Source organism: Bradyrhizobium sp. CB1717 (genome assembly GCF_029714325.1).
In the GTDB taxonomy this organism is placed as follows: Bacteria; Pseudomonadota; Alphaproteobacteria; order Rhizobiales; family Xanthobacteraceae; genus Bradyrhizobium.
Genome location: NZ_CP121666.1, coordinates 4,944,930 through 4,970,619 on the forward strand (window position 1 = coordinate 4,944,930; position 25,690 = coordinate 4,970,619).

The following is a 25,690-nucleotide window of genomic DNA, read 5'->3' on the forward strand; positions in this document are numbered from 1 at the left end:
GGAGCTTCGTTACCGACCATGAAAATCGATACGGTCTCAGTCGACTTTACCGACGAGCAGAAACGCTATCTCGAAGGCTTCACGACCGGCCTGCAGATCAGCCGCGTCGGTCGCGGCCTTGGTGGCGGTGGCGGCAAGGCGAACGCCGAGCCGACCGGCCCTGATGCCGTGCACCTCAAGGCGCAGGACAAGGTCATCGCGGCAGGCAAGAAGCTCGCCGACCAGGAGAAGTTCAAGCGCGACGAGCATCCCTTCGATGCCTATCCGCGCCTTCGCCAGCAGGCGCTCGACAACACCCCGCCGATCCCGGCGGACAATTTCCGCTGGCGCTATTACGGCATCTTCTACGTCGCGCCGACGCAGGACTCCTACATGTGCCGCCTGCGCATCCCGAACGGCATCATGAAGCACTGGCAGCTGTCGGGCCTTGCCGATCTCGCCGACGAGCTCTGCGGTCCCTATAGCCATGTCACGACCCGCGCCAATCTCCAGCTGCGCGAGATCCCGCCGAAGCACGCGATCAGAATGATCGAGGGCATCCAGGATCTCGGCCTGTGCTCGCGCGGCTCCGGCGCCGACAACATCCGCAACGTCACGGGTACGCCGACCGCCGGCATCGATCCGCAGGAAATCATCGACACGCGGCCCTATGCGCGCGAGTGGCACTACCACATCCTCAACGACCGCTCGCTCTACGGCCTGCCGCGCAAGTTCAACGTCGCCTTCGACGGCGCCGGCAAGATTGCGGTGCTGGAAGAGACCAACGACATCGCCTTCACGGCGTATGAAGTGAAGGACGGTTTCGGGGTCGAGCCCGGCGTCTGGTTCCGGCTCGGTCTCGGCGGCATCACCGGCCACAAGGATTTTGCGAAATATTCCGGCATCATCGTCAAGCCGGAGCAGGCGACCGCTGTCGCCGACGCCATCGTGCGCGTCTTCATCGAGCACGGTGATCGCACCAACCGCAACAAGGCGCGGCTGAAATACGTGCTCGATGCGATGGGCCATGACGGCTTCCTCAAGCTGGTCGAGGAACGGCTGAAGACGCCGTTCACGCGCGTGCCGGAAGAGGCGTTTCTCCCGCGGCCCGCCGCGGATCGCATGGCCCATATCGGTGTGCACAAGCAGAAGCAGGACGGTCTCAACTGGATCGGCGTGTCACTGACGCTCGGCAAGCTCAGCTGCGATCAGATGCGCGGCCTTGCCAAGGTTTCGCGTGACCTCGGCGACGGCGAGATCCGCCTGACGGTCTGGCAGAACCTGTTGATCTCGGGCCTGCGCGACGAAAACGTCGAGCTCGCGATTGCCGCGATCAAGCAGATCGGGCTCGCGGTCGAGGCCTCGCACATTCGCGCCGGCCTGATCGCCTGCACCGGCAATGCCGGCTGCCGTTTCGCGGCCTCCAACACCAAGCGCAATGCCGCCGAGATCGGCGATTGGTGCGAGCCGCGCGTCGCCATGGACAAGCCGGTCAACATCCATCTGACCGGCTGCCACCATTCCTGCGCGCAGCACTACATCAGCGACATCGGCTTGATCGGCGCGCGCGTGCCCGTGAACGAGGAGGACACGGTCGAGGGCTATCACCTCTTCACCGGCGGCGGGTTCGGTCCCGAGGCCGATGTCGGGCAGGAGGTCTATCACGACCTCAAGGCCGAGGATGCGCCGAAAACGGTCGAGGCGCTGCTCAAGGCCTATCTCGCCCATCGCTCATCGCCCGATGAAACCTTCCTCTCCTTTGCGCGCCGCCACGACGGCGAAACGCTGCGCAAGCTTGCCGATGCACAGGTGTCCGCATGAACCAGATCACCCCTCCGCCGAAGCTCGACATCATTCCCGCCAGCGCGCCGTTCTCCGACGCGCAGCGGTCCTGGCTGAACGGCTTCTTTGCCGGGCTTTTGTCGCCTGACGTCGCAACGCCCTTGTCGGCGGAGCAGGGCGCCGCCGTCATGCAGGACGGCGACGGCGACGACGGCGAAGCGCCATGGCACGACCAGACCATGCCGATCGCCGACCGGATGAAGCTCGCCGAGGGCCGTCCCCTGCGCCGCAAGATGATGGCGGCGATGGCGCAGCAGGATTGCGGCCAGTGCGGCTACAATTGCCACGATTATTCGGAGGCGATCGCGGGCCGCAGCGAGGCGCGGCTCAATCTGTGCGTTCCCGGCGGCAAGGAAACCGCGCGGATGCTGAAGTCGCTCTACGAGGAGCTCGACAAGGCGCCCGCGGCGAAAGCGCCTGAGAAGACGGACGCGGTGGCCGCGCCCGCCGTGACCGTGACCATCGCCGAGCCGGGCCGTTCGCGCGACAATCCGACCGAAGCGACCTTCCTGTCGCGCCGTCTCCTCAACAAGGGCAAGTCGGAGAAGGAGACCTATCACGTCGAGTTCGATCTCTCCGCGAGCAAGCTCGACTACGTGGTGGGTGACTCCTTCGGCGTGTTCGCGCGCAACGACGTGGGCCTCGTCGACCAGATCATCGCGCTGCTCGGTGCCTCCCACACCACCAAGGTCAACGGCAAGACGCTGCGCGAGGTGCTGATCGACGACGTCTCGCTGTCGCCGGCGCCGGATTCGCTGTTCGAGCTGATCTCCTTCATCACCGGCGGCGCGCAGCGCGAGAAGGCGCGGGCGCTGGCGCAGGGCGAGGATCCCGATGGCGATGCCGCGACCCTTGACGTGATGGCCGCGCTGCAGAAGTTTTCCGGCACGCGTCCGCATCCGGAAGCCTTCGTCGAGGCGCTGGAGCCGCTGCAGCCGCGGCTCTATTCGATCTCGTCCTCGCACAATGCGACGCCGGGAAAACTGTCGCTGACGGTCGATTCCGTGCGCTACGTGATCGGCAAGCGCAAGCGCGTCGGCGTCGCCTCGACCTTCCTCGGCGAGCGCATCGCCGATGGCGAGAAGCTCAAGGTCTACGTGCAGAAGGCGCACAATTTCGGTCTGCCGCAGGATCCGAAGACGCCCATCATCATGATCGGCCCCGGCACCGGCATCGCGCCGTTCCGCGCCTTCCTGCTCGATCGCAAGGCGACCGGCGCGGCCGGCAAGAACTGGCTGTTCTTCGGCCATCAGCGCAGCGATTGCGATTTCTTCTACCAGGAAGAGCTCAATGCGATGAAGACCTCGGGCCAGTTGACCCGGTTGTCGCTGGCCTGGTCACGCGACGGCGAGAAGAAGTTTTATGTGCAGGACCGCATGCGCGAGGTCGGCCGCGAATTGTGGACCTGGCTTGCCGAGGGCGCCCATCTCTACATCTGCGGCGATGCCAAGCGCATGGCCAAGGACGTCGAGCGCGCGCTGGTCGACATCGTCGCCCAGTTCGGCGCGCGTTCGACCGATGAGGCCGTCAGTTTCGTCGCCGAGCTCAAGAAGACCGGCCGCTTCCAGGCTGACGTCTACTAGGCTTCAGCGGGGCCAGGGTCAGCAAAGCGGTTGCCTCTTTGCTCGGTGCCGTAGGGTGGGCAAAGCGACTTGTCCGCCGTAGCTCGAAGAGCGAAGGCGGAAGCGTGCCCACCACGTCGATCTCGTGGGCACGGCGCGCGAAAGGCGCGCCTTTGCCCACCCTACGAGAGCTGTCTTCCAGCCGTCATCGTTCCGGTTCCAGCTCGTTTGAATCTTAACGAATAAGATTCTCGGAACCCGCGCCTGGAAAGAATTTGCGCCTGCCACGAGGCCCTTTCAGAGAACTCTCATCGCTATTTCCGCCACCGTCTTGCCTCCCGCCAGGGTTGATCATTCATACTCCCGCAAATGGGGCGTTGGAGATCGACCATGCGCGAACTATCGGCGGAAGCCAGACTGCATTTCTACGCGCGCTCGCTCTCGCGTCGGACCGGGGCGAGCGCCCATCATCTGGCGCTCTACAGCGCGTTCGCCGTGATCGCGGCGATCGTGTTCGGCACGCTGTCGGTGCACCCATTTTGAAGCTCTCGTAGGGTGGGCAAAGGCGCGCTCTTCGCGCGCCGTGCCCACCATCTCTCAACGTCTAAGATCGACGTGGTGGGCACGCTTCCGCCTTCGCTCTTCGAGCTACGGCGGACAAGTCGCTTTGCCCACCCTACGGCACCTGATGTGCCTCACGCCCCGCGCTTGAACGGCGCCACCTCGATCCCGGCTCCCTTCAGCGCCTGACGCAAAGTGCGCGCGATCTCGACCGCTCCGTGCGTGTCGCCGTGAATGCAGACCGTATCCGTGCGCATCTTGATGACCTTGCCGGTGACCGACACCACCGCGCCGTCCTGCACCATGCGCACCACGCGGTCGGCGATCATCTTGGCATCATGCAGCACCGCGCCGGGCTTCTTGCGCGAGACGAGGTTGCCGTCGTCCTCATAGGCGCGGTCGGCGAACACCTCGTGCACCATCGGCAGATTGGCCGCTTCGCCGGCCTTCACCAGCTTCGAATTGGCGAGCACGACGAAGATCAGGCTGGGATCGACGGCCCTGATGCCGGCGGCGATAGCCTTCGCCGTCATGTCGTCCTCGCAGGCGACGTTGGAGAGCGCGCCGTGCGCCTTCACATGCGTGACCTTGTGGCCGGCCGCGGTCGCGATCGCCTGCAGCGCGCCGATCTGGTAGGCGACGAGGTTCTCGATCTCGGACGCTTTCAGGCCTGCGATCGGATGCCGGCCGAAGCCGTGCAGGTCGCGGTATCCGGGATGCGCGCCGACCGAGACGCCGCGCGCTTTCGCCAGTTCGACCGTCCGGCGCATGATGTCGGGATCGCCGGCGTGGAAGCCGCAGGCGACGTTGACCGAGCTCGCCAGCTCGATCATCGCGGCGTCGTTGCCCATCTCCCACGCGCCAAACCCTTCGCCGAGGTCGCAATTGAGGTCGATCGTCTTCATGGGTGCTCTCCGCCTCTGGTCTTGTGCCGCTTACGGTTCCGCCGTCACCTGCCAGGTTCCGGCGTCGACCGCGCTCACCGCGTAGCCGGCAACGTTAGCATCGCTGAGGGCCTCGATGTTGAGCTCGACGGTGTCGGAGGAGCGCAGCCGGTCGGGCAGGCTGCGGATCAGTTGCGCGAACTTGCGGGCCTCGTCTTGCGCCTCCGCCATGCTGACCTGCTTGAAGCGGAACGCGGTTCCCGCCGAGGTCTGCGCGAGGCGGCCGACATCGGCCGTGATCACGGTTGCGATCTTGGGATAGCCGCCGGAGGTGCCGCGGTCCATCATCAGCGCGATCGGCGAGCCGTTGCCGGGCACCTGGATGCTGCCGTTGACGGTGCCGTCGGAGACGATGTTGTGGCCGTGAAGGTGCTTGATCGCGGGACCTTCGAGCCGGTAGCCCATGCGGTCCGACGTCGCCGATATCTTCCACTCGCTACCTAAGAACAGCGCCTTGTTGGCGTCGTCGAACTCGTCGTCCTGCGGCCCCAGCAGCACGCGGATCGGACCTGTCGCAGGCTTCGGCAGTTCGATCCGCAGCTCCGGCGCGCCGCTTGCAGCATCGACAGTGAATTCGTCGCCGGCCTGGAGCGGGCGCGGGTAGGGGCTGCCGAGACCGGCGCGGGCGTTCACCGCGAGGCTGCCGAACACGAGCTCGCCTTTGATGCCGCCTTCGATCGCCAGATAAGTGAATGCGCCGCCGCGGGCAAAGCCGAGCGTCAGGGTCTCGCCGTCCTTCAGCGTCACCGATGTGTCCATCGCGACCGGCCGCCCGGCGACGTCGGCGTTGCGCGGTGCGCCGGCAATGGCGACGCGCACGACGCCATCACGGGCTGTGAAGGTCGCGCCGAACGGGCCGATCTCGACGGTCGCCGCGAGCGGCTCATTGCCGACCAGCGTGTTCGCCGCCGCCAGCGACAGCCGGTCCATCGCGCCGCTGACCGTCAGGCCGTAGCGCTGCGCCCCGTGGCGGCCCCCGTCCTGGACGGAGCTCGCAGGGCCGATGCTGGCGACGACGAGCCGGCTCATGCTGTCACCTGCTCGGCGACGATCTCGCCGGCCTCGGCGGCGCGGTCCATGTCCTCGAACGTCTTGTGGTCGATGGCGAAAAACGTCACGCGGTCACCGGGTTCGGTGAGGAAGGTCGGATTGCGGTGGAGCTGATAGGTTCTGACGGGCGTGCGGCCGAGGAGGTGCCAGCCGCTCGGGGCGGCCAGGCACTGGATGCCGGCCTGGATGCCGCCGATCGAGATCGTGCCGGCCGGCGTCAGCAGCCGCGGCGACTGCCGCCGCGACATGTGCAGGGATTTGTCGAGGCCGCTGAGATAGGACCAGCCCGGCGTGAAGCCGATCATGGCGACCTTGTAGTCACCGCCCGCGTGCCGGGCGATGATGTCATCGGGCGTCGTGTTCAGCGCCTTGGCGACGTCCTCGAGGTCGATGCCGTGCTCGCCGCCATAGGCCACGGGAATGCGCCAGCGGCGTGCCTTGGTGGCCGGCGGCAGCGGCCGGGTCGCGATCGGGAGGATCTTTTCGCCGAGCGCGTCGAAGTCGATCCTGCCGGGGTCGTAATGCACCAGCAGCGAGCGATAGGTCGGCACGGTCTCGGTGATGCCGTCGATGGGGCTCGCAGCGAGCGCCTTGTCGAGCGCCAGTACGCGCTGGTTGGCGTCGTCATCGATGGTGCGGCTGAACTCGACCGTGACGGCACTGTCGCCACTGGGCAGGAGGCGGGGCGGGGGAAGCGTCGCGGCCATGAGCTGTCGAAGAGCTGTCGAAATCGGGCTTCTCAGGAAACGCGGGCTCAGCGTTGAGTTCCGCGCGTCCCTGCTTCGCGTAAATGCGCCCGCAAGTCCAATAAATTAATGCAGGGGCAAACGATAAACCCTTGTTATCGCGTCGCATAACGGCCTTGCGGCCCTGCATTCTTGGGGGTCTTTTGGCCCTTGACGGAAACCGCTCCGCTCGCAAGATGCGCGCGTTGTTTTCCCGCCTATCCGGAGCTCGTTCTCGTCCATGTCGCTGTCCCCCGAAGCCCGCAAGACCCTCGCCGGCATCACCACTGCCACCATCACCACGGTCCTGCTGAAAAAGGGCCTGCGCAACGTGTGGATGCGCGGCGCGCGTCCGCTGCGCCCGGGCCTGCCGCGCCTGGTGGGACCTGCCTTCACGCTGCGCTTCGTGCCGGCGCGCGAGGATCTGGCGACGCCGGAATCCTGGTCGTCGCCGATCTCGACCCGCACCGCGATCGAGGCGATGCCGGAGGGCTGCATCGCCGTGGTCGATGCCATGGGCATCACCGACGCCGGCATCTTCGGCGATATCCTCTGCGCCCGCATGATGAAGCGCGGCGTCACTGCGCTCGTCACCGACGGCGTGGTGCGTGACGTCGAGGGTGTGCTCGGCACCAACCTGCCGGTGTGGTGCGACGGCTACGCCGCGCCGCCGTCGGTCGCGGGCCTGACCTTCGTCGGCTGGGGCGAGCCGATCGGCTGCGGCGGCGTTGCCGTTTTCCCGAACGACATCGTGGTCGCCGACCAGGACGGCTGCGTGCTGATCCCGCAGGCGATGCTCGACCACGTGCTCCATGAGGGCGTCGAGCAGGAGCGCATGGAAGCCTGGATCGTCAACGAGGTGAACAACGGCGCGGTGCTGCCGGGCCTCTATCCCATGAACGCCGAGACCAAGGCGCGCTACGCCGCCAGCAAGAAGTAACGGAAGCGAGGACCCCCATGGAGATCACCGTCGCAGGCACGCGGCCGACCCGCCGCGCGCCCAAGGAAAACTTCACCGGCACCGTGTGGCAGGACCCCGTCATCATGGCGCCCGCGCCGGCACGGCTGAACTGCTCGCGCGTCGCGTTCGAGCCCGGTGCGCGCACCAACTGGCATCACCATCCGCTCGGGCAGACGCTCTACGTCATCTCTGGCGTCGGCCGCGTCCAGTCCAAGGGCGGACCGATCCGCGAGATCCGTCCTGGCGACACCGTGTGGATTCCGCCGGGTGAATTGCACTGGCACGGCGCTTCGCCGACCAACGGCATGTGCCACATCGCCATGCAGGAAGCGCTCGACGGAGTCTATTCGACCTGGCTGGAGCCGGTGACTGACGCGGAGTACGGCGCCGCGGTTGGCTGATGCGTGTGCCCCGGACAAGACGCATCGCCTTTAGCGATGCGTCGCCGATCCGGGGCCCAGAATCTTCCGAGCGATTACCACCGCCTGGGTCCCGGCTCAGCATCGCGTCATTTCATGCCGCGCCGCGTCCGGGGCACGGCAGCATCACATCCTCTCCGCGGTCCACGTGCCCGTGCACATGGCACCGCGCCAGGTGCCGGAGCCCGAGGTGCCGCTGAGGTGACCGAAGCCGACCGCGCGCTTGATGCCGGTACTCAAGGTGACGTTGATGTTGCCGGCATCCGCCACGCGACCGGAGGCGTTCACCGTGGCGCTGCTTGATGCGATCTGACCGTTGTTGATGCCGATCGCGACGGTTGCGCCGTTGCCGCAGGTCTCGCTCGATGACGAGATGCGGACATTCCATGTGCCGTCGAAAGTGCTTGTCGCAGCACCGGCCTGCGTCAGCGGGAAGATGATGGCGACGAGGGCAGCGAAGAGTCCTTTGCGAATGCCGTTCATGGCACGCCTCTGTGGTTGACCATGCAGAGGAACGTGGCACGGTGCGCGGAACCGGCGATGTGAGAGGCGTCACGCCGGCGGCAGGCTCTGTGACGTGGGGCACATCCTGACAGCGCGGATAAAGCAAAGGGGCCCGGATCACGGGCCCCTCGTGATGGTCAGAGCGTCGAAGCCGAACTCAGTTCACTCGCGTCCAGGTCTGGCCGCCGCAGAACATGCCGCCGAAGGCGCAGCCCTGCACGCGCAGCCGGTCGGTGCCTTTCATCGCGATCGTCGAATCGTAGGTCGAGCCGGAGTTGGGATCGAGAATGCGGCCTGACCATTTCTGGTCCTTGCCGGGCTTCATGTTGATCAGAACCTGCTCGCCATTCTGGTTCGACTTGCTGTCGACCGAATAGCCGCAGAGATTGGTGCCGCACTGCTCGATGCGGACCTTGCCTTCCTTCTCCTCGGTGAGCCAGATGCCGAGCGGCGAATTGAGATCGCGCGTGGCCGCGGCTGCCGGAGCCGGGGGAGCGACGGCGGCGGACTGGACCGGCGCGGCCGCAGGTGGCGGTGGCGGCGCCGGAGGTGCCGCAGCCGCGGCCGGGGCTGGCGGTGGCGCCGGGGGCGCGGGAGGCGCAACAGCCACAGCAGCCGGCGGTGGTGCCGCGGGAGCTGCCTGCTGCTCCACGGGAGCCGGAGCCGGAGGCGGTGCGGGAGGAGGCGCGACAGCCGTAGCGGCCGGCGCAGCAGTGGCCGTCGCCGGCGGCGGAGCAGCTGGCGCGGGAGGCGGTGCGGCCACGACGGGCGCGGGAGCCTGGGTAGCTGCGGGAGGCGCTGCTGCGGCCGCAGGTGGAGGCGCCGGTGCGGCCGGCGACTGCGGATCGGTCTTGGCCTCCTGAGGCGCCTGCTGGCCCGGGCTCGTCTCGTTCTTCTTCGCCTTCTTGGCCTTGCCTTGCCCGGTGTTGTCGTACACGCCGGGAATCTGCACCGTGCCGCGGTCCGGATCGATGCGGATGGTGCGCCCGCCATATTCGAAGGTGTACTGCGCTTGCGCAGCGGTGCTCGCCAAAAGGAATGCGGCCGCGGCCAACAGCTTCTTCATGTCCGTCTCCTGAGCAGGTGGTCCCCGCGTCGACGCTTACGCTCCGGCCCCGTCGCGTAGCGTGATCTAGATCACTTTCAAGCTATGAGTCGTCCTCTCACCGATCTTGGTTCAATGGTGCGGAACTCCGCCCCGGAATGGGGCGGGGCGGCGCCGGGCCCAATGGCGCGCCTGACCGGCGAATGATCAGCGCGCCGCGTCTACTTCTGCGGACACCCCGCATTGGCCGCCTGTTGGGCGCGGGCAAGCGCTGCGTCGTTGGCCTTATCGGCATGGACATCGACCGAACCAACGAGGCAGGCATTTGCGCCACTGATCGCGAACACGGAGAGCTCCTGGAGCTCCTTCTCGTCCTCATCGACCCGTCGCCAGGTGCGGATCACCGCGGCTCTTGGTACGCCGGCACGCATGATCCACTGCACCTTTTCGCCGAACGACTTGCCGGCGCCGCGCCATTGCGCGGTCGGCCCGGACACCTTCTCAATTCCGCGCCGAGGCGCAATCGTGACCGATACGATGTTGCCCTCGTCGGCAAAGCGCACCACGTAACCGGCCGGACCCGGGCACGTCCACAGACCGAGCTCGTCTGTCGACTCGTCCTTGCATGCCGACCCGGTCGCGGGTGTGAACTTCGTCTGCGCCAGCGCACCGTGGACCCCGCTGATCCCGAGCACAATTGCGACCGCTAGTTCCCTCAGCATGTCAGTCGAACCAGGCGGCGTAGATCTTCTTGTAGCTGCCGTCTTCCATGGAAATGTGCAGCCACTGGTCGACGAAGTGCTTCAGCGCCATGTCGCGCTGGAGCCAATAGGCCTTCTCGGAGAAGTCGAACGGTTTCTCGGGATGCACCGCGCAGAGCACGCCTTGATGTTGCTTTTGCTGGTAGCGTGTCTCGGAGGCGTCGGTCATCATCAGATCGGCGTTGCCCTTGGCGATCTCGTCGAAGATCACGGTGTTGTCGGGGAAGACCGTGATCTCGGCGTCCTTGATGTTGGCGCGCGCGAAGCGCTCGTTGGTGCCGCCGGGATTGACGATGACGCGGGTGCCCTTCTTGTCGATGTCGGGGAGCGTCTGGTACTTGCCGACGTCGGCGCAGCGCGTGATCGGCGTCTTGCCCTCGCGCATGATCGGCGTCGAGAAGAAGCCTTTCTTCTGCCGGTCGAGCGTCACCGACACGCCGCCCATGGCGATGTCGAACTGATCGGCCTCGAAATCCTTCATCAGCTTCGGCCAGGCCGTGGCTACGTACTCGACCTTGACGCCGAGCGCCTTGCCGAGCGCCTCCGCCATGTCGACGTCGAAGCCAGAGAACTGCTGCGTGGTCTTGTCGAGATAAGTGAAGGGCTTGTAGTCGCCGGTCATGCCGACGCGCAATGTGCCGCGCTTCATGATCTCGTCGAGGCGCGAGGGCGCCGCCTGCTGGGCGTGGGCCGAAAGGTTCATCAGCAGCGCCACGGCCAAAGCCGCCAAAACTCGAACGGATATTCGAACGGTCATCTCTTTTCCACCCATGCCCGAGCTGTCATTGTACAGCTCCTCCGACCTGGATTTAGACCAGATGCCCGTCGCTGGCGAGGCAGAATTGAAAGGAAGCTTGGGGTGACGATTTCGATGTACGAGGCCTCGGTTGGCCTCTTCGTACCTAATCTGCGCAACCTGTCCGTCCTGCTCGACAAGGGCGTGGCCTATGCCGAGGCCCGCAAGTTCAATCCGGCAGTTTTGCTCGGCATGCGCCTCGCGCCGAACATGTACGATCTGGCGCAGCAGGTCGGCGAGGCCTGCCGCCACGCCACGGTTGCGCCGGCCCTGCTGGCGCAGCGCGATCCGGTGGTGCTGCCGGTGCTGGAGCACGACATGGCCGGGCTGCAGGCCCGTATCGCGACGTCCATCGAGTTCATCGAGAGCCTGCCGCGCGCGGCGATCGATGCCGCGACGGAGCAGAACGTCTTCTTCAGGCTGAAGAACGGCACCGAGCTGCCGTTCACCGGGCGGACGCTGCTGCTGACGTTCAGCGTCCCGCAGTTCTTCTTTCACGTCACCACCGCCTACGACCTGTTGCGGCACGCCGGCGTCGAGCTCGTGAAGAAGGATTATCTCGGAAGGAAGTAGGGGCTTCGCGTTGACCTCTCGCCAGCGGGGAGAGGTCAACGATATCCGGAGCAGGCTTCAGGCTTCGCCCTTGCGCTCGTAATCGGCGAGCGAGCTGCGGCCGGCGATCTCGCTGCGGAGCAGCTCGAAGCGCTTGTTCGCCTCTTCCTCATGCATATCGACGAAACGCACGGCGGCCTCGCTCGTCATGGGGCCGCTGACCACGGGCGCCGACTGCTCGCCGATGGTCTCGTGGACGTAGTACTGGCCGTCATCGCCGCGATGCACCGTCCATTTGAGGCGGATCGCCACCATCGGTCCGGGACCGACCTTGCTGTAGCCGTCGGCGTCGGTGTGATCAGGCACCAAGGGCTGCTCGTCGACCACCGGATGGTCATCAACCGCATGATGTTCCTCGGCGTGTTCTTCGGCGGCCGGCTGCTCACCGACGACGACGAATTCGGTCTCGCGGATGATCTCGGTTTCGCGGACGACGAGGGCCGGTTCGGGGTGCTCCAGGATGCTGGCGATGGTCGCCAGCGCATGGTCGGTCGGGTCGATCTCTGACAAGGGTCCATCCTCCAGCTCGACGCGGCCGGCAAGTCTGTCCCACTGCCGCCGCGGCCGGGAACATTAGGCGCGTTTGATTAAGGCTGAGTTGGGGCCCGATCTGCACCAAAATGGGACGCTTTCTGGCGTCCCGAAGGCGGGCGGATGGGTGGCCCGCCTTCGGTTGGACTCAGCCCAGCACGTCCTGATTAATGATGTTCTGGCGGATGGGATCGCCGTCCAGGACGCTCAGGATGTTGCGCGCGGTCTGCTCGCTCATGCGCTGGACCGCCTCGACCGTGACGCCGGCGACGTGCGGGGCCATGATGACGTTGGGCAGCGCGAACAGCGCGTTGCCCACCGGCGGCGGCTCCACCTCGAAGACGTCGATGCCGGCGCCGGCGAGCTTTCCGGATACCAGCGCGTCATACAGCGCCGCTTCCTTCACGATACCGCCGCGCGCAGTGTTGATGAGATAGGATCTCGGCTTCATGCGGCCGATCCGGGCTGCGTCGAACAGGCCGACGGTCTCCGGCGTCTTCGGGCAGTGGATGGTGACGAAGTCGGCGTGAGGCAGCGCGGCGTCGAGGTCATTGACCGGCTCGCAGCCGGCCGCCCTGATGTCGGCAGCGGACTTGTAGGGATCGTAGACCTGGACCTTCATCTCGAACGCCAGGCAGCGCTTGGCGGTACGGCTGCCGATGCGGCCGAAGCCGATGACCAGCGCGGTCTTGCCGTAGAGGTCGAACGGCAGAATGCCGAGCCGGTCGGCCCATGTGCCTTCCTTGACGCAGGAATGCAGCTCCTGCGCGCGCTTGGCCAGCGTCAGCATCATGAACAGCGCCGCTTCCGCGACCGAGGGCGAGTTGGCGCTGCCCGCCACCATCAGCGGCACCTTGCGGCGGGAGAGGGCAGGCACGTCGACGGCGTCATAGCCGACGCCGATGCGGGTCACCACCTTCATGTCTCTTGATGCCTCGAGCTCGGTCTCGCCGAAGGCGGTGGCGCCCAGCGCCACGCCATGGACCGGCGCATGGCTCTTCAGCAGCGCCTCGAAATCCTTGGCGGAGATCAGGTTGGAAAACTCGACGAGCTCGATATCGTCCCGCTGGGTGAGGAGGGCGCGTGCCCCTTGCGACAAAGTTTGTGTAACGAAAATCTTCTTCTTGTTGGTCGCCATCGCTCCCCTGCCTGCTCGCGTTTCTTAAGCCGGCGTCACAACACGACGCCGGTTTCTTCGTTTAGCAGGTGCATGTTGTTGAGGTCCATCGCCAAACGCATGGGAGCCCCGTCCGTAGCGCCGGCATTGGGATCGACACGGCCGCAGACCGGCGTGCCGTCAAGCCCGAAATAGACCAGGGTCTCCATGCCCATCGGCTCGGTGACGTCGAGCACGGTGTCGAAGGTCTCGACCCCCGGCGCAAGATGCGCATGCGACTCGGTGAGATGCTCGGGCCGGATGCCGAGCAGCAGCTTGTCGGTGCGCGGCAGCGCGTTGTAGCGCGCGGCGCGGGCCGGCGGCAGCGGGAAAGCGATACGATCGGTGAGGCGAAGCTGAAGCGTGCCGCCGACATCCTCGAGCCGGCACGGGATGAAGTTCATCGCGGGCGAGCCGATGAAGCCCGCCACGAAGCGCGTCGCCGGCTTGTGGTAGAGCTCGTTCGGCGTGCCGATCTGCTCGATGCGGCCCTTGTTCATCACCACGACGCGATCGGCCAGCGTCATCGCCTCGACCTGGTCGTGGGTGACGTAGACCGTGGTGGTGCGCACCTTCTGGTGCACCTTCTTGATCTCGATCCGCATCTGGACGCGCAGCTTGGCGTCGAGATTGGACAGCGGCTCGTCGAACAAGAATACCTTGGGATTGCGCACGATGGCACGTCCCATCGCGACACGCTGGCGCTGGCCGCCGGAGAGCTGCTTCGGCTTGCGATCGATCAGGTCGGTGATGTCCAGGAGCCGGGCGGCTTCCGTGACGCGCGCCTTGATCTCGGCCTTGGGATAATGCTTCAGGCGCAGCCCGAACGACATGTTCTCGGCGACCGTCATGTGCGGGTAGAGCGCGTAGTTCTGGAACACCATCGCGATGTCACGGTCCTTCGGCGGCACGTCGTTGACGACGTCGCCGCCGATCATGATGTCGCCGTCGCTGATGTCCTCGAGCCCGGCGATCATGCGCAGCGTCGTCGACTTGCCGCAGCCGGAGGGGCCGACCAGCACGATGAACTCATGATCGGCAATGTCGAGGTCGATGCCGCGCACGGCTTCGACGTCATCGTAACGCTTGACTACCTTCCGCAAAGCAACGTCAGCCATGAGTCATCAACCCTTTGTCGCACCGGCGGTCAGGCCGGCAATGTAGTAGTCCATCAGGAACGCGTAGATGATCAGAGGCGGCGCGGCGCCGAGCAGCGCGCCGGTCATGATCTGCCCCCAGTTGAACACGTCGCCCTTGATCAGCGTGGTGGTGATGCCGACCGGCAGCACGAGCTGATCCACCGACGTCGTGAACACCAGGGGATAAAGGAACTGCGCCCAGGACACCGTGAACGCGAAGATGGTCGCGGCGATCAGCCCGGGCAGTGCGACCGGGATGAAGATCCGCGTCAAGGTCTGCAGCCAGGAGGCGCCGTCGATGAGGGCGGCCTCATCGAGCTCTTTCGGGATCGAGGCGAAATAGCCGATCATGATCCAGGTGCAGAACGGCACGGTCAGCGTCGGATAGATGAACAGCAGCACGTACCATCGGTTCAGCAGCGTGATGCCGGTGTAATCCTGGACCACGCCGAGCATCTTGAACAGCGGGATGAACAGAAGGCTGTCCGGGATCAGGTAGGTCAGGAAGACGCCGGTGGCCAAGGTCGCCGAGCCCCAGAACTTCATCCGAGCCAGCGCGAACGCCGCGGGGATGCTGATCAGCATGGTCACGATCACGACGATGATCGAGATCATCGACGAATTCCAGAAGAACCGCAGGAACTGGTTCGAGGTGAGGAGCTCGACATAGTTCGCCAGCGTCGGGTGGAACACCCACCAGGGATTGGTCGCGGCCGATATCTCCGCGCTGCTCTTGAGCGAGGTGATCAGCATGTAGATCGGCGGCGTCAGGAAGAAGATCGCGAACAGCACCAGGAAGAAATAGGACCAGCGCAGCGCCCAGGTGCGGTCCCGGCTCATGCTGCCGTACTTGACCTTGCGGGAGGGGCCGGCCTTGTCGATTGTGAGCGTACTCATCAGGCTTCGTTCCCGCGTTTGTTGACGTCGCGCAGGATGAAGATCGCTGCGACGGCGAGGATGGGCACCATGAACAGCGACACGCAGGCGCCGAGCGGAATGTCGCTGCTCTGGATGCCGACCTGGAACGCCCAGGTGGCGAACAGATGCGTGGTATCCAGCGGACCGCCCGAGGTCAGGATGCGCACGATGTCGAAATTGGCGAAGGTGACGATCAGCGAGAACAAGGTGGTGATCGCGATGATATTGCGCATCATCGGCAAGGTGATATGCCAGATCTTCTGCCACCAATTGGCGCCGTCGATCGCGGCGGCCTCATAGAGCTGATCGGGGACCGACTTCAGCGCGGCGAGATACATGATCAGGAAGAACGGCGCGCCGTACCAGACGTTGACGAGGATGACGGAGAAGCGCGCCCAGAAGGTGTCGCCCAGCCATGGAATCGGACCGACACCGAAGAAGGAGAGCGTGTAGTTGAAGGCGCTGTAGGACGGATCGAACAGCCACAGCCAGGCCAGCGTGCTCATCGCCGGCGGAATCACCCAGGGCACCAGCAGCATGCCGCGCCATTTGCGCTGCTTCTTGCCGGGAATGTTGTGGACGAAATGCGCGACGATGAAGCCGATCAGCGCCTTGAAGATCACGGCGGTGATCGCAAAGATGCAGGACTGCTGCACCACCATCCAGAACGTTTCGCGCTTGAACAGGAAGGTGAAGTTGCTGAGGCCGACGAATTTCGTCATCGCCTTGTTCAGCGTCGCCAGATAGAGCGAATAGAAGGCGGGATAGAGCACCAGCAGCGCGATCAGGAGGATCAGCGGCAGCGTCAGGAAGAACGCAACCGTCGATTTTCGCCCGAGCGCGTTGCGCAGGCTCTTTCCCTTGCGCGCGCCCGTCGCACGGGCGACGCGACCTCGCTCAACGACGACATCAGCCATGTCAGCTTCCTCAAGTCAGCATTCTTGCAGACATTCTGACCGCGAGGCCGGCCGGTGGGTCGGCTTCGCGATCATGCGGATCGAATGACGGGGATGCGGGCGGCCCACGCACACAGCGTGAACCGCCCTGGCACATCCTGGTCTAGCTCCGCATGAAGCCTTCGCACTCGCCTTCCGCCCAGGCGAGCGCCTGCTCCATCGTCTCGCCGCGCGCGAAACGCAGCGCCATCTTGGTCAGCGTCGCCTGGAAGTAGATCTGCTGCGCGATCTTGGGCGGCGCGGGCGACGCCGCGATCGACAGCGTCTGGTGCTTGTAGGGGTCCGGATAGTGGAAGAGCGTTCCCTTCGGCGGCCCTTCTTCCGCCCAGGTCGGGAACTTGGACATGTTCGCGTAGGCCGGCAGGTCATAGCCGCCGCTCACCGCAACGAACTTCTCGATCGACGATGGCGAGGACAGGTGAACCAGCAGGCTCTTGGCCGCCTCCTTGTTCTTGCCGAAGCTCCAGACGCCCCAGAAGTAGGGCAGGTACGGTGCGAACCGTCCCTTCGGACCGGACGGGAAGCCGTGCGTCCAGCACTGCTCGGCGACCTGCGGCGCGTCGCGCTTGGCAACGGCCCAGGCGCTCGGCGGATTGAGGATCATCGCGCCGCGGCCGGAGATCAGCCATTTGTTGTTGGAGGCGTCGTCCCAGGACGGTGCATCCGGCGGCAGGAAGGCGATCAGCTTCTTGTAGAACTCCATGGCCTGGCGAACCTGGTCGGTCTTCACCGTGATGTCGCCCTTGGCGTTGACGAGCTCGGCGCCGAACGACTGGAAGATCGCGCCGGCGGTGTCCACGCTGTCGGTGGTCTCGCCGAGACCGATGCCGAACGCGAAGCCCGCCTTGTGGCAAGCCTCGGCCGCCTTCAGGAAGGTCTCCATGGTCCAGTTCTCGACCTTGGGCGGGCCGCCGGCCGGATACATCTCCTGCACGTCGATGCCGGCATGCTTCTTCATCAGATCGATACGGGAGCAGGGGCCCTTGATCTGGCTGCCGGGTGTCGCGGGCGTCGCGAGCCATTTGCCGCCCGACTGTCCGAGATATTTGACGGTGCCGTTCACCTCGCCGTTCTGCTTGAGCAGCGGCTCCATGATGTCGTTGAGCGGCTCGAGATTCTCGGCATAGGCCTGCGGCCACCAGCTCGGCATCTGCAGAATGTCATGGCCGGACTTGGCCTGGGCCTCGGCGGCGGCGGTCAGCTCGATCTTCTTGTTGTTGCTGGTGATGTAGTCGATGGAGACTTCGACCTTCTCTTTCGCAGCCCATTCATTGACGAGATCGGTCGAGGCCTTGTTGGCGCCGGGCACCCAGTGGTCCCAGAAGCCGATCGAGAGTTTGCCGGCAGCGTAGGCGCCCCGGACATAGGGCGCCGTGATCAGCGCCGCGGAGGACATTGCAGTGGCAGCCACAAATTGACGTCGCGTCAGTGTCTTTCGTGACATCTCGTTTCCTCGCTTGGGTGTTTTATTGTTCTGGTGTTTCCTCTGAACTCTTCCGAGTTTTGCTTTTGATTTTCTTGTTGGCGTTTCTTGTTGGTCGTTGCTTGCGAGTACCGTCGGCGTCGATCTGGATCGCGCGCCGCGCAGCAAATTGGTAGCGCGATCAGATCATGATTGACCGCGTCTGTCGAGAAAGCCGAAGGCGCTTGGTCTAGAACTAACGTTGTGCCCGAATGCGCGGCAGTGCCGCTTGCATCGCGCGCCGGAGGTGAATCGCGCTCCCTCGTTTTTTGCGACGCACACATCGCGTGAGCCGCTCGGGAACGATCCGTGCGCAATTACGCCGCAGTTCCGCATAAGCCTCCATAACCGCTTCGCGCGAAACACTTTTCGGGCGTGGACAGCAATCGGGTGCGTCTGGACCTTTAAGCGGCGAAAACGATAGAGTTGCAACCAGCGGGGTAGCTCCCACCCCGACAAGCCAGTCAGTTCGACGATGGAGACGAGAATGATCCACCCGGCGCCGCCAGCGCGACATTACTTGCGACGATCGCTCGCGCTGGGGTCAGTGCTCGCGCTGCTGCTCGGTGCCGCCGCAGTCGCGAACGCTCAAGGATTGGTCAAAGGCGTGCAGGAGGGGGCCGCGGCCGGGAACAAGGCGGCGGGCCCGGTCGGTGGCGTGCTCGGCGGTGCGATCGGCGGCGTGGTCGGCGTGTTCACCGGCGTGCTCGGCGTCGGCAACAACAATGCCAGTCCGGCGCCGGCCGCCAAAGATGCCAGCAAGGATGCGGGCAAGGACGCCAAGCAGCAGGGCGCCGGCAAGGACAAGGATGCCAAGAGCGCCAAGGAGAACGCCAAGGCGGGCAAGGGCGCCAAGGCCAGCAAGGAAGCCAAGAACGCGCCGAGCGCGCCGCAGGACAAGGACAATAAGGACGTCACCGTCCTCACCCAGCCCGGCGCGCCGCAACAGACCGCCGAGCAGATCGTGGCCAACAGCGATTCCTATATCGAGCGGATCAAGACCGAGCTGAACCTCACGCCTGACCAGGAGAAGCACTGGTACGGCTTCTCGAGCGCAATGCACTACTTGGGGCATAATGGTGCAGAGCGGCTCAACCTGCGGGTTGCGCGCGCCAAGCGCGATCCGCCCGACGACATCATCGAGCAGATGCGCAACGAGGCGCAATTCCTGATCGACCGGGCCGCCGATCAACGCAACGTCGCCGACGCCGCCGAGCCGCTCTATTCGAGCCTCGATGACAAGCAGAAGCAGGTTTTCATCCAGGAGATGGTGCGCCTCAGCCACGAGCGCGGACTGGATTGATCAAGTTGGATCGGATTGCGGGCGCCTGAATTAACGGCGCCCGCCACGAATTCGTGAATCCTCTCCGCAATTCGGGTATGATTAGCTTCGCGAGGCGGACTGCGGGGTTGATATGGCGGACGGACTCTCCGTTTTCCTGGTCGAAGACGAGGCGTTGATCCGGATGATGATGGCGGACATGGTGGTTGAGCTCGGCCACCACGTCGTCGCGGAAGCGGACAATGTCCGCGACGCGAGCGCCTTTGCGATGACCGCGCAATACGATTTCGCCATCCTCGACATCAATCTCAAAGGTCTTTACGTCGATCCCGTCGCCGACCTGATCGAGCGCCGCGGCAAGCCGTTCCTGTTCGCCACCGGCTACGGGCCCGAATTGCTGCCGTCCTTGCTCCGGCGCAGGCCGATCCTGCGCAAGCCGATTTCCATCGATCAGCTCAAGGCGATGATCGATTCGTTGTTTCCGGAAGCCACAACACCGGCCTGAACAACGACGGAGGCGCCGCGCCGAACGACGGCGAAGGCGCCGCCCCGGGCGACGGCGAAGACGCCGCGCCGGGATCGCCAACGAAAATGACCGCCCGTGGGGCGGCCATTTCACGATAGAAATCCGTCGCGGCTCAGATCAGGCCGGCACTGAGATCGATGCCGCGCGCCATCAGGCCGAACGAGGCGAGAAGGCCCACGCAGCAGAACAGCAAGATGGTCTTGAACGACGAACTGGCGAAACGCGTTTCGGCGACGGCCGGCATCGCGGCGAGCGAAATCATGCTCATGTTCATTCCCCCCTTTGTTGATCCTGAATTGCATCAGGTGAGGGGACTCTTAGAGCAAAAAGTTTGACGTGAGCTTGCGAGGGATCCTTAACGGAATCGCAACCGGCACGCATCAGCGCGCGTGCCGTCCCCGGATCGCAAGTCTCAGCTGCGGCCGTTCCTCAGGACGGTAGCGATGGTCTGGGCGGTCATGGCGGCGCGATCCGAGGCGCGCTGGGCGGCGAGCCGGTCTCGCGCCTTCTCCTCGATCAGGAGCTCGATCAGGGCGAGCCGCTTGTCCTCGTCGTCCGCCTCGGTCAGCAGGCGGTGATAGCGGTGATAGTCGAATCCAACGTCCTGCTTACGCATGTCACGCCCCCCGCAACCAACGCCACACACTCGGCGGATTGTTTCCCATGGGAAACAATCGGGCAAGCACGATCCTGCGTGGAACCTGGCTTTGGATGCAATCAGCTGTGAATTAGTTAACGCACCGGACGGTCTCTGCCGGCTGCGCTTCAATCCGGATTGTGGTCGGCGAACATCTTCAGGCCGAGGAAGCTCGCATCGGGTCTGGTGACCAGCCGGGTCGGAATGTTGCGCAAGTAATCCTGGAAGCGTCCCTTGGCCTCGAAACGCGCACGGAACGCCGAGGCGGCTAGGAACTCGGGAAAGCGCGGGGCGATCCCGCCGGCGATATAGACGCCGCCGCGGGCGCCGAAGGTCACCGCGAGATTGCCGGCGACCGAGCCGAGGGTGGCGCAAAACATCTCCAGCGTCGCGCGGCTGTGTGCACAACTGCCGTCCAGGGCCGCCTTGGTGATGGCAGCGGCATCGCGCTGCGGCACCTGGGCGCCGTCGACCTCCGCGAGAGCTTCGTAAAGGCTTTGCAAGCCCGAGCCGGACAGCGCGCCGCGCTCGATCGAGACATGGCCGAGGCGCCGACGCAAGCACGCGATCACGCGTTCCTCGCGCTCGTTCTCTGCCGGCAGCGTCGCATGTCCGGCTTCGGTGACGACGGCCAGGCGCGCTCCATGGCGTTCGACCAGGCAGGAGACGCCAAATCCGGTTCCTGGCCCGACCACCAGCAGCGGCTCTCCAGGCAAGCCGTCCTGTCCGCCGAGCGGGATCAGATCGGCCGGCTGCAGGGCGGGCAGGGACCAGGCCACAACCTCGAAATCGTTGAGCACGTGGACGCTGTCGAAGCCGAGCGCCGGCTGGAGCTCGTTGCCGTCGATGACCCAGGGGCTGTTGGTCATGACGCAGCGGTTGTTGGTGACCGGGCCCGCCACGGCCAGCACGGCCCGTCGCGGCGGCTCGCCGCCAGACTTGCGTGCCAGCACATCGACGATGGCTTCCCGGACGGTCGGGAAGTCGGCGACCTTCACATAGTCGATCGGCCCGCTCTCGTCGCCATCGCGCTGGCTCAGCGCAAAGCGCGCATTGGTGCCGCCGATATCGGCGAGAAGAATTTGTCCTGTCTTGCCGATGCCCATGGCTCTGTGGCTGCCGCGGCCTTGCCGGCCCTCGGGAACCCCTGCCTCCGTTCCTGATCCGATCCGCAACTGCGCGGACGGCCCGAGAATCCTCGCTTGGTTGTGCCTAGTCAACACGGACAAGGCTAAAGCGTTGCATCCTGGCATGCCCCCTGGTCGTCAGCGCGCTATCGCCCACGCGGTCGGTGGTTGCGAAGTTGCGCCGGAAGGTCGACATTGGACGCAGCATTCGGCGCTCGGCGACGGGTGGGTGGAATGGGACCTCGCGATGAAGATTTCTGACCGCGACGTGCTGCTGGTGATCGACGTGCAGAACGACTTCTGCACCGGCGGGGCGCTGGCCGTGCCCGGCGGCGAGAAAGTCGTGCCCGCCGTCAATCGCATCGCCCAAAAATTCACCAATGTGGTGCTGACCCAGGACTGGCATCCGGCTGATCACGTCTCCTTCGCGCCAAACCACGCGGGCAGGCAGCCGTTCCAGACCATCGAGCTGGACTATGGCACCCAGGTGCTCTGGCCGTCGCATTGCGTGCAGGGCACCGCCGGCGCCGAATTCCACCGCGAGCTGGATGTCACCAGAGCGAGCCTGGTGGTGCGCAAGGGCTTTCGCCGCAGTATCGATTCCTATTCGGCGCTGTTCGAGAACGACCACAGGACGCCGACGGGCCTGCTCGGCTATTTGCGCGAGCGCGAGCTGAAGACCGTTTTCGTTGCGGGTTTAGCCCTGGATTTCTGTGTCCGTTTTTCGGCGGAGGATGCCCGCAAGGCCGGGTTCGAGGTCGCGGTGATCGAGGATGCCTGCCGCGGCATCGACCTCGACGGCTCCGTGGCGGCGGCCCATCGGAGTTTTGGCGAGCTCGGCATTTCCGTCATCAGCTTCGAGGCGTTCCTGTGAGGAGTGCGAGATAGACGTGGCGCAGAAGACAGGCAAACAGCCGGGAGGACCGGATCACATCCCCGACGACCCGCTGCTGTGGCCGTTTGCAGCGGCGCGGCTCGCTATGGATGCCTGCTTCTGGTGGATGGAGCGCGGGCCGGCCGAGCCGGCCGACACCAGCCTGCCGTGGACGACGCCGAGCAGGGTCGCGCTGGAGCTTGCGACCATGCGCCTGCGCGATTGCACGACGGACCGGTCCGGCCAGTCGGCGCTGGTCTGCGCGCCCTATGCCTTGCATCGCGCCCTGATTGCGGACTTCGCGCCCGGGCACAGCGTGGTGCAGTCGCTGCAAAATGGCGGCATCGATCGGGTCTATCTCACCGACTGGCGGTCGGCGACGTCAGATATGCGCTATCTCTCGATCGACAGCTATCTTTCGGATCTCAACGTCGCCATCGACGAGATCGGTGCGCCGGTCGATCTCGTCGGGCTGTGCCAGGGTGGCTGGCTGTCGCTGCTCTATGCGGCGCGCTTTCCCGCCAAGGTGCGGCGGCTGGTCCTGGCGGGCGCCCCGGTCGACCTGTCGATCGACTCGGCAATGTCGCGGCTCGCCCGCAACGCGCCCGGTATGGTCTACGACCAGCTCGTCGCGCGTGGCGGTGGCAATGTCAGCGGCGAGGAGATGCTGCGCTTCTGGTCGAAAACGCCAAGTCGCGAGGATATCGCAACCGCTTTGCAGAGGGAGCTCTCGGACGAGGAAGGCGCGGCACTGCTCGCGCGCTTCGACCAATGGAATGTGGAGCCTCTCGATCTGCCCGGTACTTATTATCTGGAGATCGTCAACTGGATCTTCCGGGAGAACCGCATCGCCGGCGGCGACTTCGTCGCGCTTGGCCGAAAGGTTCGTCTCAAGGACGTCAAGGCGCCGATCTTCCTGCTGGCCGGGCTCGACGACGAGGTGGTGCCGGCGACGCAGGCGCTCGCCACGGCCCAGCTTGTCGGTACGCCGCCCGCCTTCATCGCGGCGGCGTCCGAGCCGAGCAACCATCTCGGCCTGTTCATGGGTGCGCGGACCCACGCGCATGCCTGGCCCCGGATCGCGGAGTGGCTGCGGAACGATCTGTCCGGCGTGCTCGCCCGCAGCGCCTGACCTCGCCAGGCGCCGGGCAGACCGACGCGCAATTCCGTTATGCATGATGGCCGATGGCCTGCACGGGGCGGGGTCCATGGGTTACATATGGATCCGGAGCTGACGGCTGCGGCCGGCCGGGAAGAGATTAAGGGTACTCGATGACTTTCCACTCGATCTACGCTCATGGATTTGCGCGCGTGGCAGCCTGCGTGACCACCTCCCATGTCGCCGATCCCGCGGCCAACGCGAAGGCCGTCCTGACCGCCGCTCATGCCTGCCACGAGCAGTCGGTGGCAGTGGCCGTGTTTCCCGAGCTTTGCTTGTCCGGCTATGCGATCGAGGACCTCGTGAAGCAGGACCCGCTGCTCGATGCGGTCGAGCGCGGGCTTGCCACCATCGTCGAGGCCTCCGCCGCTCTGATGACCGTGCTGATTGTCGGTGCGCCGCTGCGCTTTGGTCACCGCATCTACAATTGCGCCGTCGTCATCCATCGCGGCAACGTCCTTGGCGTCGTGCCGAAATCTTACCTGCCGACCTACCGCGAGTTCTACGAGGGGCGCCATTTCGCCTCCGGCGCCGGCATCGCCGGCGAGGCCATTGCCTTTGGCGGTCTGCACGCGCCATTCGGCGTCGACCTGCTGTTCGCGGCCGAGGACGTCCCCGGCCTGACCATCGGCGTCGAGATCTGCGAGGACATGTGGATCCCGGTGACGCCGGCCTCGGAGCTCGCGCTGGCGGGCGCCAGCGTGCTGATCAATCTCTCGGGTAGCCCGATCACGATCGGCCGGGCCCGTTCGCGCGCGCTGCTGTGCCAATCGACTTCGGCGCGCTGTCTCGCGGCCTATGTCTATTCCGCCGCGGGGGCGGGGGAATCGACCACGGATCTCGCCTGGGACGGCCAGACCTCGATCTACGAGAACGGCGTGCTGCTGGCCGAAGGCGAGCGATTCCGCCAGGGCGGCCAGATCACCTATGCCGATGTCGACCTCGATCTGCTCCGGCAGGAGCGCGCGCTGATGGGCACGTTCGACGACAACCGCCGACAGCGCGAGGCGTTCTTCCGCAAGGTCACCTTCGCCCTGAAGCCGCCGGCCGCCGATATCGGATTCCTGCGCAAGGTCGAGCGTTTTCCGTTCGTGCCGAGCGACGAGAGCCTGCTCGAGCAGGATTGCTACGAGGCCTACAACATCCAGGTCGCCGGCCTCGTGCAGCGCATGCGCGCGACCGGCACCAAGCGCGTCGTGATCGGCGTCTCCGGCGGCCTCGACTCCACGCATGCGCTGATCGTCGCTGCCAAGGCGGTCGACCTGCTCGGCCTGCCGCGTGAAAACATTCTCGCCTACACCATGCCCGGCTTTGCCACCGGCAGCGAGAGCAAGACCAATGCGCTGGCGCTGATGAAGGCGTTGCAGACGACGGGTCAGGAGCTCGACATCCGCACCACGGCGACGCAGATGCTGAAGGACATCGGCCATCCCTTCGGCAAGGGCGAGAAGGTCTATGACGTCACCTTCGAGAACGTGCAGGCGGGCCTACGTACGGATTATCTGTTCCGCCTCGCCAACCATCACGGCGGCATCGTCATCGGAACCGGCGATCTCTCCGAGCTCGCGCTCGGCTGGTGCACCTATGGGGTCGGCGACCAGATGGCGCATTACAACGTCAATGCCGGCGTGCCGAAGACGCTGATCCAGCATCTGATCCGCTGGGTGATCGCCTCGAAGCAGTTCAGCGGCGACGTGAACCGGACATTGGGCTCGATCCTTGCCGCGGAAATCTCGCCAGAGCTGGTGCCCGTGCAGCCCGGCGAGAAGCCGCAAAGCACGGAAGCCTCCGTCGGCCCCTACGAGCTGCAGGATTTCAACCTGTTCTACACGCTCCGCTTCGGCATGCGGCCGTCCAAGATCGCCTTCATGGCGCTCCAGGCGTGGAGGGATGTCGGCAAGGGCGAATGGCCACCGGCGTTCCCGAACGACAAGCGCAGGGCCTACGATCTTCCCGAGATCCGGCGCTGGCTCGAGGTATTCCTGCGCCGCTTCTTCGCCTTCAGCCAGTTCAAGCGCTCGGCCATGCCGAACGGCCCGAAAGTGTCGGCCGGCGGCTCATTGTCGCCGCGCGGCGACTGGCGCGCGCCGTCCGATTCGAGCGCCGCGGCCTGGCTCGAGGATCTCGAGCGCAACGTGCCGAACTGATTGGCGCGGCGGATC

27 protein-coding genes are annotated in these 25,690 nt (G+C 65.2%); 11 read left to right on the plus strand and 16 right to left on the minus strand.

The features are described from left to right. The first annotated feature begins 18 nt into the window (after nucleotides 1-18). The 3 genes from QA649_RS23590 to QA649_RS23600 all read left to right on the plus strand — a co-directional run bounded on the left by QA649_RS23590 (nucleotide 19) and on the right by QA649_RS23600 (nucleotide 3,926). Complete coding sequence (locus QA649_RS23590) at nucleotides 19-1,800, plus strand: NirA family protein (RefSeq protein ID WP_283019291.1); 1,782 nt, start codon at nucleotides 19-21, stop codon at nucleotides 1,798-1,800. Beyond that, complete coding sequence (locus QA649_RS23595) at nucleotides 1,797-3,404, plus strand: sulfite reductase subunit alpha (protein WP_283019292.1); 1,608 nt, start codon at nucleotides 1,797-1,799, stop codon at nucleotides 3,402-3,404. Before QA649_RS23590 ends, QA649_RS23595 begins: the two co-directional genes overlap by 4 nt. A 369-nt stretch (nucleotides 3,405-3,773) precedes the next feature. Then, complete coding sequence (locus tag QA649_RS23600) at nucleotides 3,774-3,926, plus strand: hypothetical protein (RefSeq protein WP_035666020.1); 153 nt, start codon at nucleotides 3,774-3,776, stop codon at nucleotides 3,924-3,926. 152 nt (nucleotides 3,927-4,078) lie between these two features. On the opposite strand, the gene QA649_RS23605 is transcribed toward QA649_RS23600, so the two are convergent. Genes QA649_RS23605 through pxpB form a run of 3 tightly spaced genes read right to left on the minus strand, consistent with a single transcriptional unit; the run spans nucleotide 4,079 to nucleotide 6,645 of the window. Further along, nucleotides 4,079-4,849, minus strand: coding sequence for a 5-oxoprolinase subunit PxpA (locus tag QA649_RS23605; RefSeq protein WP_283019293.1), 771 nt, complete (start codon nucleotides 4,847-4,849; stop codon nucleotides 4,079-4,081). A gap of 30 nt (nucleotides 4,850-4,879) precedes the next feature. Continuing rightward, a complete protein-coding gene (locus tag QA649_RS23610; protein ID WP_283019294.1) occupies nucleotides 4,880-5,917 on the minus strand; it encodes a biotin-dependent carboxyltransferase family protein in 1,038 nt (345 codons plus the stop codon). Continuing rightward, a complete protein-coding gene (pxpB, locus tag QA649_RS23615; RefSeq protein WP_283019295.1) occupies nucleotides 5,914-6,645 on the minus strand; it encodes a 5-oxoprolinase subunit PxpB in 732 nt (243 codons plus the stop codon). The genes QA649_RS23610 and pxpB overlap by 4 nt, the downstream gene beginning before the upstream one ends. Nucleotides 6,646-6,904: 259 nt before the next feature. Between pxpB and QA649_RS23620 the strand changes: the two genes are divergently transcribed. Further along, a complete protein-coding gene (locus QA649_RS23620) occupies nucleotides 6,905-7,603 on the plus strand; it encodes a ribonuclease activity regulator RraA (RefSeq protein WP_247557931.1) in 699 nt (232 codons plus the stop codon). A 17-nt stretch (nucleotides 7,604-7,620) separates the two neighbouring features. Continuing rightward, nucleotides 7,621-8,025, plus strand: coding sequence for a cupin domain-containing protein (locus QA649_RS23625; RefSeq protein WP_027573427.1), 405 nt, complete (start codon nucleotides 7,621-7,623; stop codon nucleotides 8,023-8,025). A gap of 144 nt (nucleotides 8,026-8,169) precedes the next feature. Here QA649_RS23625 and QA649_RS23630 read toward each other — a convergent pair whose 3' ends face one another. From QA649_RS23630 to QA649_RS23645, 4 genes are all read right to left on the minus strand, one after another. After that, nucleotides 8,170-8,526, minus strand: coding sequence for a hypothetical protein (locus tag QA649_RS23630; RefSeq protein ID WP_283019296.1), 357 nt, complete (start codon nucleotides 8,524-8,526; stop codon nucleotides 8,170-8,172). A gap of 178 nt (nucleotides 8,527-8,704) precedes the next feature. Continuing rightward, entirely contained in the window at nucleotides 8,705-9,613 is a 909-nt protein-coding gene (locus tag QA649_RS23635; protein WP_283019297.1) for a DUF2147 domain-containing protein, read from the minus strand. Between the two features lie 200 nt (nucleotides 9,614-9,813). Continuing rightward, nucleotides 9,814-10,314: a hypothetical protein gene (locus tag QA649_RS23640; protein WP_283019298.1), complete on the minus strand. Its 501-nt coding sequence runs from the start codon at nucleotides 10,312-10,314 to the stop codon at nucleotides 9,814-9,816. Nucleotide 10,315: 1 nt separating this feature from the next. Further along, entirely contained in the window at nucleotides 10,316-11,110 is a 795-nt protein-coding gene (locus QA649_RS23645) for a transporter substrate-binding domain-containing protein (protein ID WP_283019299.1), read from the minus strand. Nucleotides 11,111-11,224: 114 nt separating this feature from the next. Here QA649_RS23645 and QA649_RS23650 point away from each other — a divergent pair, with 114 nt between their 5' ends. Then, nucleotides 11,225-11,722, plus strand: coding sequence for a DUF1993 domain-containing protein (locus QA649_RS23650; protein ID WP_283026079.1), 498 nt, complete (start codon nucleotides 11,225-11,227; stop codon nucleotides 11,720-11,722). Nucleotides 11,723-11,779: 57 nt separating this feature from the next. On the opposite strand, the gene QA649_RS23655 is transcribed toward QA649_RS23650, so the two are convergent. The 6 genes from QA649_RS23655 to QA649_RS23680 all read right to left on the minus strand — a co-directional run bounded on the left by QA649_RS23655 (nucleotide 11,780) and on the right by QA649_RS23680 (nucleotide 17,905). Beyond that, nucleotides 11,780-12,271 carry a hypothetical protein gene (locus QA649_RS23655; protein WP_283019300.1) on the minus strand — a complete coding sequence of 164 codons (492 nt, stop codon included), beginning with the start codon at nucleotides 12,269-12,271 and terminating at the stop codon, nucleotides 11,780-11,782. 169 nt (nucleotides 12,272-12,440) lie between these two features. Further along, nucleotides 12,441-13,430 carry a hydroxyacid dehydrogenase gene (locus QA649_RS23660; protein WP_283019301.1) on the minus strand — a complete coding sequence of 330 codons (990 nt, stop codon included), beginning with the start codon at nucleotides 13,428-13,430 and terminating at the stop codon, nucleotides 12,441-12,443. Nucleotides 13,431-13,465: 35 nt separating this feature from the next. Then, entirely contained in the window at nucleotides 13,466-14,566 is a 1,101-nt protein-coding gene (ugpC, locus tag QA649_RS23665; RefSeq protein WP_283019302.1) for a sn-glycerol-3-phosphate ABC transporter ATP-binding protein UgpC, read from the minus strand. Nucleotides 14,567-14,572: 6 nt separating this feature from the next. Further along, nucleotides 14,573-15,484, minus strand: a complete 912-nt coding sequence (locus QA649_RS23670) for a carbohydrate ABC transporter permease (protein WP_283019303.1) — start codon at nucleotides 15,482-15,484, stop codon at nucleotides 14,573-14,575. After that, nucleotides 15,484-16,422, minus strand: coding sequence for a sugar ABC transporter permease (locus QA649_RS23675; protein ID WP_283019304.1), 939 nt, complete (start codon nucleotides 16,420-16,422; stop codon nucleotides 15,484-15,486). Before QA649_RS23675 ends, QA649_RS23670 begins: the two co-directional genes overlap by 1 nt. Before the next feature lie 142 nt (nucleotides 16,423-16,564). Beyond that, nucleotides 16,565-17,905 (minus strand): extracellular solute-binding protein, encoded by a 1,341-nt coding sequence (locus QA649_RS23680; protein ID WP_260424065.1) that lies wholly within the window; start codon nucleotides 17,903-17,905, stop codon nucleotides 16,565-16,567. A 505-nt stretch (nucleotides 17,906-18,410) separates the two neighbouring features. On the opposite strand from QA649_RS23680, the gene QA649_RS23685 reads away from it, so the two are divergent. After that, a complete protein-coding gene (locus QA649_RS23685) occupies nucleotides 18,411-19,226 on the plus strand; it encodes a Spy/CpxP family protein refolding chaperone (protein WP_283019305.1) in 816 nt (271 codons plus the stop codon). A 112-nt stretch (nucleotides 19,227-19,338) separates the two neighbouring features. Beyond that, nucleotides 19,339-19,710 carry a response regulator gene (locus tag QA649_RS23690; protein WP_283019306.1) on the plus strand — a complete coding sequence of 124 codons (372 nt, stop codon included), beginning with the start codon at nucleotides 19,339-19,341 and terminating at the stop codon, nucleotides 19,708-19,710. A 133-nt stretch (nucleotides 19,711-19,843) separates the two neighbouring features. On the opposite strand, the gene QA649_RS23695 is transcribed toward QA649_RS23690, so the two are convergent. The 3 genes from QA649_RS23695 to glk form a co-directional block, all read right to left on the minus strand. Then, nucleotides 19,844-19,999, minus strand: coding sequence for a hypothetical protein (locus QA649_RS23695; RefSeq protein ID WP_283019307.1), 156 nt, complete (start codon nucleotides 19,997-19,999; stop codon nucleotides 19,844-19,846). 144 nt (nucleotides 20,000-20,143) lie between these two features. Further along, nucleotides 20,144-20,347, minus strand: coding sequence for a hypothetical protein (locus tag QA649_RS23700; RefSeq protein WP_260424061.1), 204 nt, complete (start codon nucleotides 20,345-20,347; stop codon nucleotides 20,144-20,146). Between the two features lie 149 nt (nucleotides 20,348-20,496). Then, nucleotides 20,497-21,474, minus strand: coding sequence for a glucokinase (gene glk / locus QA649_RS23705; RefSeq protein WP_283019308.1), 978 nt, complete (start codon nucleotides 21,472-21,474; stop codon nucleotides 20,497-20,499). A gap of 268 nt (nucleotides 21,475-21,742) precedes the next feature. On the opposite strand from glk, the gene pncA reads away from it, so the two are divergent. From pncA to QA649_RS23720, 3 genes are all read left to right on the plus strand, one after another. Further along, nucleotides 21,743-22,369, plus strand: a complete 627-nt coding sequence (gene pncA / locus QA649_RS23710; protein ID WP_283019309.1) for a bifunctional nicotinamidase/pyrazinamidase — start codon at nucleotides 21,743-21,745, stop codon at nucleotides 22,367-22,369. Between the two features lie 16 nt (nucleotides 22,370-22,385). After that, nucleotides 22,386-23,501: an alpha/beta fold hydrolase gene (locus QA649_RS23715; RefSeq protein WP_283019310.1), complete on the plus strand. Its 1,116-nt coding sequence runs from the start codon at nucleotides 22,386-22,388 to the stop codon at nucleotides 23,499-23,501. Nucleotides 23,502-23,641: 140 nt separating this feature from the next. Further along, nucleotides 23,642-25,675 (plus strand): NAD(+) synthase, encoded by a 2,034-nt coding sequence (locus QA649_RS23720; RefSeq protein WP_283019311.1) that lies wholly within the window; start codon nucleotides 23,642-23,644, stop codon nucleotides 25,673-25,675. The last annotated feature ends 15 nt before the right edge of the window (nucleotides 25,676-25,690 follow it).

What these genes read in the sequence shown, in the direction of transcription:
- QA649_RS23605 (WP_283019293.1), bottom strand. Translation starts at nt 4,849, where the DNA reads ATGAAGACGATCGACCTCAATTGCGACCTCGGCGAAGGGTTTGGCGCG.
- glk (WP_283019308.1), bottom strand. Translation starts at nt 21,474, where the DNA reads ATGGGCATCGGCAAGACAGGACAAATTCTTCTCGCCGATATCGGCGGC.
- QA649_RS23700 (WP_260424061.1), bottom strand. Translation starts at nt 20,347, where the DNA reads ATGCGTAAGCAGGACGTTGGATTCGACTATCACCGCTATCACCGCCTG.
- QA649_RS23630 (WP_283019296.1), bottom strand. Translation starts at nt 8,526, where the DNA reads ATGAACGGCATTCGCAAAGGACTCTTCGCTGCCCTCGTCGCCATCATC.
- QA649_RS23650 (WP_283026079.1), top strand. Translation starts at nt 11,225, where the DNA reads ATGTACGAGGCCTCGGTTGGCCTCTTCGTACCTAATCTGCGCAACCTG.
- ugpC (WP_283019302.1), bottom strand. Translation starts at nt 14,566, where the DNA reads ATGGCTGACGTTGCTTTGCGGAAGGTAGTCAAGCGTTACGATGACGTC.
- QA649_RS23720 (WP_283019311.1), top strand. Translation starts at nt 23,642, where the DNA reads ATGACTTTCCACTCGATCTACGCTCATGGATTTGCGCGCGTGGCAGCC.
- QA649_RS23595 (WP_283019292.1), top strand. Translation starts at nt 1,797, where the DNA reads ATGAACCAGATCACCCCTCCGCCGAAGCTCGACATCATTCCCGCCAGC.
- QA649_RS23590 (WP_283019291.1), top strand. Translation starts at nt 19, where the DNA reads ATGAAAATCGATACGGTCTCAGTCGACTTTACCGACGAGCAGAAACGC.
- QA649_RS23690 (WP_283019306.1), top strand. Translation starts at nt 19,339, where the DNA reads ATGGCGGACGGACTCTCCGTTTTCCTGGTCGAAGACGAGGCGTTGATC.
- QA649_RS23660 (WP_283019301.1), bottom strand. Translation starts at nt 13,430, where the DNA reads ATGGCGACCAACAAGAAGAAGATTTTCGTTACACAAACTTTGTCGCAA.
- QA649_RS23635 (WP_283019297.1), bottom strand. Translation starts at nt 9,613, where the DNA reads ATGAAGAAGCTGTTGGCCGCGGCCGCATTCCTTTTGGCGAGCACCGCT.
- QA649_RS23680 (WP_260424065.1), bottom strand. Translation starts at nt 17,905, where the DNA reads ATGTCACGAAAGACACTGACGCGACGTCAATTTGTGGCTGCCACTGCA.
- QA649_RS23610 (WP_283019294.1), bottom strand. Translation starts at nt 5,917, where the DNA reads ATGAGCCGGCTCGTCGTCGCCAGCATCGGCCCTGCGAGCTCCGTCCAG.
- QA649_RS23685 (WP_283019305.1), top strand. Translation starts at nt 18,411, where the DNA reads ATGATCCACCCGGCGCCGCCAGCGCGACATTACTTGCGACGATCGCTC.
- QA649_RS23625 (WP_027573427.1), top strand. Translation starts at nt 7,621, where the DNA reads ATGGAGATCACCGTCGCAGGCACGCGGCCGACCCGCCGCGCGCCCAAG.
- pxpB (WP_283019295.1), bottom strand. Translation starts at nt 6,645, where the DNA reads ATGGCCGCGACGCTTCCCCCGCCCCGCCTCCTGCCCAGTGGCGACAGT.
- QA649_RS23695 (WP_283019307.1), bottom strand. Translation starts at nt 19,999, where the DNA reads ATGAGCATGATTTCGCTCGCCGCGATGCCGGCCGTCGCCGAAACGCGT.
- QA649_RS23670 (WP_283019303.1), bottom strand. Translation starts at nt 15,484, where the DNA reads ATGAGTACGCTCACAATCGACAAGGCCGGCCCCTCCCGCAAGGTCAAG.
- QA649_RS23640 (WP_283019298.1), bottom strand. Translation starts at nt 10,314, where the DNA reads ATGCTGAGGGAACTAGCGGTCGCAATTGTGCTCGGGATCAGCGGGGTC.
- QA649_RS23645 (WP_283019299.1), bottom strand. Translation starts at nt 11,110, where the DNA reads ATGACCGTTCGAATATCCGTTCGAGTTTTGGCGGCTTTGGCCGTGGCG.
- QA649_RS23675 (WP_283019304.1), bottom strand. Translation starts at nt 16,422, where the DNA reads ATGGCTGATGTCGTCGTTGAGCGAGGTCGCGTCGCCCGTGCGACGGGC.
- QA649_RS23620 (WP_247557931.1), top strand. Translation starts at nt 6,905, where the DNA reads ATGTCGCTGTCCCCCGAAGCCCGCAAGACCCTCGCCGGCATCACCACT.
- QA649_RS23600 (WP_035666020.1), top strand. Translation starts at nt 3,774, where the DNA reads ATGCGCGAACTATCGGCGGAAGCCAGACTGCATTTCTACGCGCGCTCG.
- pncA (WP_283019309.1), top strand. Translation starts at nt 21,743, where the DNA reads ATGAAGATTTCTGACCGCGACGTGCTGCTGGTGATCGACGTGCAGAAC.